The 5,560-nt window shown below is 62.5% G+C and carries 6 protein-coding genes; 5 read left to right on the top strand and 1 reads right to left on the bottom strand.

Annotated elements, in window-relative coordinates; translation table 11 throughout:
• The 5 genes from K309_RS41180 to K309_RS43555 all read left to right on the top strand — a co-directional run.
• Window positions 1–187, top strand: a 187-nt coding sequence (locus tag K309_RS41180) for a transposase (protein WP_156914537.1), incomplete at its 5' end; no start/stop codon positions are given.
• 215 nt (window positions 188–402) lie between these two features.
• The gene (locus tag K309_RS38680) at window positions 403–2,106 is read left to right on the top strand and encodes a 2OG-Fe(II) oxygenase (RefSeq protein WP_198030911.1); all 1,704 of its coding nucleotides are present in this window, start codon (window positions 403–405) and stop codon (window positions 2,104–2,106) included.
• Entirely contained in the window at window positions 2,093–2,263 is a 171-nt protein-coding gene (locus tag K309_RS42245) for a hypothetical protein (RefSeq protein ID WP_156914536.1), read from the top strand. Before K309_RS38680 ends, K309_RS42245 begins: the two co-directional genes overlap by 14 nt.
• Window positions 2,264–2,285: 22 nt before the next feature.
• Window positions 2,286–3,941 carry a TOTE conflict system archaeo-eukaryotic primase domain-containing protein gene (locus K309_RS43560; RefSeq protein ID WP_232232626.1) on the top strand — a complete coding sequence of 552 codons (1,656 nt, stop codon included), beginning with the start codon at window positions 2,286–2,288 and terminating at the stop codon, window positions 3,939–3,941.
• Between the two features lie 9 nt (window positions 3,942–3,950).
• Window positions 3,951–4,706: a DEAD/DEAH box helicase gene (locus K309_RS43555; protein WP_232232625.1), complete on the top strand. Its 756-nt coding sequence runs from the start codon at window positions 3,951–3,953 to the stop codon at window positions 4,704–4,706.
• A gap of 429 nt (window positions 4,707–5,135) precedes the next feature.
• On the opposite strand, the gene K309_RS38670 is transcribed toward K309_RS43555, so the two are convergent.
• Window positions 5,136–5,560 (bottom strand): HNH endonuclease (locus K309_RS38670; protein ID WP_035878823.1); only part of this gene is annotated, 425 nt, incomplete at its 5' end.

Here is a 5,560-nt window from a genome sequence, read left to right as displayed (position 1 = left end):
GAACCGAAACAAATCGAAGATCCGTGCCCGGATCGAACATGTCTTTGCCGTGGTCAAGCGCCTGTGGGGTTTCACCAAAGTCCGCTACCGCGGCCTGAAAAAGAATGCCGGCCGGGCCTTCACGGCCCTGGCGCTGGCCAATCTTTACCTGAGCCGAGGACATCTGATGGGAGCAGTCCGCCCATAAAGGGCGAGTGCGGGGCGAGCGCCTCGCCAACACACCCCGTTGGGGGGCGCAGCAAGCCAAAATCTCGTCATCAGAGCCATTTTTCAAAGCGAATAGGCTCCGCGTCGAACCGCTCCACAAAAAATCAGCAGCTTATTCAGCGTAGCCTTAACAACCTGGCCCGCGCTGGCCGGCGCCAGCCTTCCGCGCCACCGGACTATGGCGGCGAACTGTCAGTGATCACGGCGCTGCTGCGGCGTTGGGTCGCAAACAAGGATTCGCCCGATGACGACTCACCAAACAAGCTGATCTATCCGCTGGAGCACGCCTATACGCCGGCAGAACTGGCATTTGACGCTTTGAAAAATGCAGATGCCGCCGCCGCTGGTGTACTCATTCGCGCCGCAAACGAAGCTGAGTGCGACCTTCACCTGGCGCTGGTGTCGATCGAGGAAACGGGGACCGCGGAATATACCGGTTATGCCTCGCGCAGACGAAGCCGATGGTACCGCGACCGATATGAGGACGATGAGGATGGATACGACGATGACTTCGAGATCGGCGAACTCATCGAGCGGACGCTGACGATCTCGGACTGGCGGCAGCCCGATGGCAGCAAGCCGGCCATCACTGCCCTGCCTTTCGAGGAAGACGAACTCTGTCCACCGGGAAGCTTCGACGAATTGGAGCCTGACGAACAGCATTTCCACGAGGCCACCGGCAACGAGGGCGCGACCTTTGAGCGGACCTACCGGCGGGCGGCCTTTGTGCTATGGCCCCGGACGCGACGACTTGCCGTGATTCATCAAGCAGGTTTGGGCGTGACCCTGCCGTACCTGAGTGATCTGGCCGCTCGTTGGGAACAGAGTGGGGAGAGTCAGGCCTCGCCCCAATGGCACGATGCGCATACGCTCGCCGGCTACATGCTGCGCGACTGGCCGGCATCGCGTGGTTACTATGGTAACGGGGACCAGGTCATTTGCATGGTGGCGAGCCTAACGCAGCTACGCGACACCGCGCACCTCGACACCCTGCTGGACATCATGCCGGCCAAGTGGATGTATCACGGCAGCGAGAACGAGGCACTGACGCGCGCAGCCGGCCTTCTCCTGCCGCAGCGGGCGTCCGAACTCGTGGAACAGATCATCGCCTGGAACGCGCAGATGATGCCCGGTGCCTGCGCCGGTCTACTGGCGCGGATCGGCGAAAGTGACCAGTTCGGAAATTCTCCTGTACTTCTTCACCCGGCAGCCACGACACTCGTCCAAACGCTGACAGGGCAACGCACCTCCGCCCGACCCGACCATTTCCTTCCCCCGGATCCGATCACGCCAAGCCTGATCGAAGATCTGCTCACGGCCCTCGCGCGCATTGACGCGCCATTACTGGCCGACCTTGTTGTGGGGCATGTCCTGGCGTATCCGGCTTCGTTTGACCTGGACGCCATTGTGGTCCCGGCCATCCTGACGCTGAGCGAACGCGGACCGACAGTGAAGAGCGCATCGGTGCAGCGCCTGCGTAGCGCCGCTCTGGCACATCTGCGCATCCGTATTGCCCCGCCATTGGCACCACCGCCGGATTTCGCGCGGGCGAATCCAATCCTCTGCCGTTGCGCCCATTGCGCCGGGCTCGGCCGGTTCCTGGTGGATCCCACGCGCAGGGAGTGGGTATTCAAGGCCGCCGAGAAAGATCGCCGCCATGTTGAGAGCGCCATCACCGTACATGGTTGCGATGTAGATTGCGCCACAAGCAGGGTCGGAAGACCCTACAGTCTGATCTGCACCAAGAATCAGGCAAGCTACGAGCGGCGCGTGCGGCAACGCAAGGAGGATCTGCGCAACCTCGAACGGCTTGAGTCCGTCCCCGAACAGGGAGGACTACCTGGCGCTGGGCCATACCGGGTGAACGTCCAGGAGCGAGAGACTGATGACGAAAGGTGACGTGATGGATATCAATACCGAGGCGGTCGATGAAGCTGTACCTGAAGCCCTGAATCTTTGTAATCAGAGCCGTGCCTATGAACCGGCTGCACGAGACGGCTTCATCCTCGAACCGATCAATCGCGCCAAGTCGGTGGTATTGACCGACGAAGGGTGATGCCGATGACACCTTTAGTGAGATGAAGCAGCGGGACGAAGTCTTGAAGGAGTTGACGCGGGAGGAATTGCTCGCCGAGGTGGCACGTTTGCGAGCAGAAAATGCCAGGCTTGCCGCGTTAGTGCCGGCACATGACCCACTGGCCGTCGAACCCGCGCAGACAGAGCGGCACAGGCCGGCACGAACCCAGGACACAGTCACGCTCTCGCCCAAGCAAAAGGTGCAGTTGTTCCGGCAGCGTTTCCGGGGTCGCACAGATGTCTATGCCATCCGCTTTGAAAGCCGGAAGACGGGCCTGCCTGGCTATGCGCCAGCGTGCGTAGGCCAGCATACTGGTCCTTGCGAAAGGCATCATCGAAGCAATTGTCAGGAATGCCATCCTCGCGTGTTTCTACCGCTGGATGACCAGGTAATCCGGCGGCATCTGACGGGCGAACTCACGGTAGGCCTCTATCCGTTGCTGCCGAATGGCGCCTGCTATTTTCTTGCGGTCGATTTTGACAAGGACGGCTGGCGCGAAGATGCGCGTGCCTTCTGTCAGGCCTGTCGTGAACTGGAAGTTCCGGTATCGCTCGAGATTTCGCGATCGCGCAATGGCGCCCATGTCTGGATTTTCTTCACGTCAGCGGTCACCGCACGCGATGCGCGACGGCTGGGCTCAGCGATCCTCAGTCACACCTGTGCCCGCAGCCGGCAACTGGAACTGTCGTCCTACGACCGGCTCTTTCCGAATCAGGACGTGCTGCCCAAGGGCGGCTTCGGCAACCTGATTGCGTTGCCACTGCAAAAGCAGCCGCGCGAGTGTGGCTGCAGCGTGTTCGTCGATGACGATTTCCAGCCCTATGCCGATCAGTGGGATTACCTAGCGTCCATCCAAACCATACACGGTGGCGATATCGAGGGCGTGATTTTCCGCGCCACCGGCGGCGCCCACCCGCTCGATGTCGCCTTCATTGCCGAAGAGGACCAGGCCGAACCCTGGAAACCGCCACCAGTCCGGCCCGGGCGGCTGAGCGGACCGATGCCGGCGTCCCTGACCTTGACGCTCGCCAACCAGCTCTACTTCGAGAAGGCGCCGATTCCGCAGACGCTGCTCAACCGGCTCATCCGGATGGCCGCGTTTCAGAATCCGGAGTTTTACCGGGCCCAGGCGCGCGGCGTCAGCGTCTGGAACATCCCGCGCATTGTTGGCCGCGCCGAGAATTTTCCGAGCCACGTGGCGTTGCCGCGCGGTTGTCTGGACGATGTCCTGGCGCTGTTGCGCGACAATGACATCGCCTGCGACCTGCGCGACGAGCGCTGCGCCGGGGCGCCGCTTGCGGTGTCGTTCGCCGGCACGTTGCGTGCCGACCAGCAGGCTGCCATCGCGGACCTTCTGCGGCACGACACCGGCATCCTGCATGCGCCAACCGCCTTTGGCAAGACCGTGACGGCGGCCGCGATGATCGCCCGACGCGGCGCCAATACGCTCGTCCTCGTGCACCGTAGGGAGCTGCTCGAGCAATGGCGCGAGCGCCTGCAGACATTTCTTGCGCTCGAGCCGCGCTGCCTCGGCACGATTTGCGGAGGCAAGCTGCGGCCCACCGGCCAGATCGATATCGCCATGTTCCAGTCGGTGTCGCCGGACGGCCCACGCGGCGACTGGCTGCGGCGTTACGGGCACGTCATTGTCGACTAGTGCCACCACGTGTCGGCCGACTCCTTCGAAGCCGTGCTCAAGGCCGTTCACGCGCGCTATGTGCTGGGGCTCACCGCGACACCGGTGCGGCGCGACAGCCAGCAGCCGGTGATGTTCATGCTATGCGGCCCGATCCGGCATGTGGCTCCTTTGGCCCCGGGTGCGCCGCAGGTGCTCGAGGTGTTTCCGCACCGGCTCACGACCGCCGTCGACATGCCGGCCGACGCGCCGATCCAGGACGTCTTCGGACGTCTGGTCAACGATGTCCAACGCACCGGACGGATTGCCGCGGACATCACCGCGCAATACCGGCAGGGGCGCAAGGTGCTGGTGCTGACCGAGCGGACGGACCATCTGGAGAACCTTCGGCAAGCGCTTGGCGCCTCCGTGCAGCCGCTGTTCGTGCTGCATGGGCGCCTGGCAAGAAAGGAGCGCGCCGCGCAGCTCGTAGCGCTGAACGCGCTCGCCGACGATGTGCCCCGGGTTGTTCTGGCGACCGGCAAGCTCATTGGCGAAGGGTTCGACCATCCGGCTCTGGATACGCTGGTGCTGGCAATGCCGATTTCCTGGAAGGGCACGCTGCAGCAGTATGCCGGCCGGCTGCACCGCGAGCACGCGACCAAGTCGAGCGTGCGGGTGCTGGACTATGTCGATGCCGGCCATTCCGCGCTGCTGCGCATGTGGGAACGGCGCCAGCGTGGCTACCGGGCGATGGGGTACCAGGTACGGACGCCCGGTGAGGAACTCCAACTGGACCTCGCCTGAGAACTGGCGACCAATCCGCATCTGTACTCCCCTGACAGCGAAAACGGGACGGCGAGCCTGGATACGCTGGCCACAGGCGCGCTGTTTCTCGATCGGAATGGCATCAAACGCCCAAGTATGCGCGCCGAGGCCCTTCAGGAAGCGGATCTTGAAAGGCAAGCTGTCTTTTCCCACATAACGAAATTCCAAGCCCGGCATCTTCCGCCCCCATCCAGGTGACACGATCCGAAATCGCGGGCGGACATGGTACTCCCGAAGTCACTTGAGGGTAGCAGGCAGCTGTCTGCTTTGCCCGGAGCGCCTTATAAAGAAAGGCTTTGCGGGGAAACCGTAAGATTTTGCACAAAGTCGGGTAGCCGCACTGCATTGCTGCGGTACGGCCCCCTAAGAACGAAACGTGCGAGTTTCCCCGCATTTCGCTCAAGCCTTTCAAAGCCCCATCGCTGGAGCCGGTTTCACAACTGAGAGTCGACGGCCACGCGCAATCCCATGGCAGTCCGGGTGCAGCATCGCCAGATTGCGGGTCGCGTCCGTGCCGCCGTCGATCACGCGTTCCAGATGGAATAGACGCCATCCACTAGACTTCGTAATCGCTTGACGACAGACAGGGCACGTCCGCTCCTGATCCAGCCACATCCGAATAAGCCGTGTTCGGCCCTTCTGCGAGTCCATCATCGCGAGGCCTAACCGCTCCTCGAAATAGCTTTCCCACTGCGGGTCGAAGGGGTTGGCAGCAGCCTTGATTTTCCGGTGCCGCCGGATTGGCGTGCTGACGATGTCATACAACAGCAGGAGTTCAGGCTTTCCCGAGCCGAGCGTTCTGCCAGTCTCCGTACCAAAGACCCAGTGCCTAG

Origin of the sequence: Cupriavidus phytohabitans (genome assembly GCF_000426345.1) — a bacterium.
Classification (GTDB): domain Bacteria; phylum Pseudomonadota; class Gammaproteobacteria; order Burkholderiales; family Burkholderiaceae; genus Cupriavidus.
Note: the sequence above shows the minus strand (reverse complement) of the source record. Positions and strands in the feature narration are given on the sequence as shown.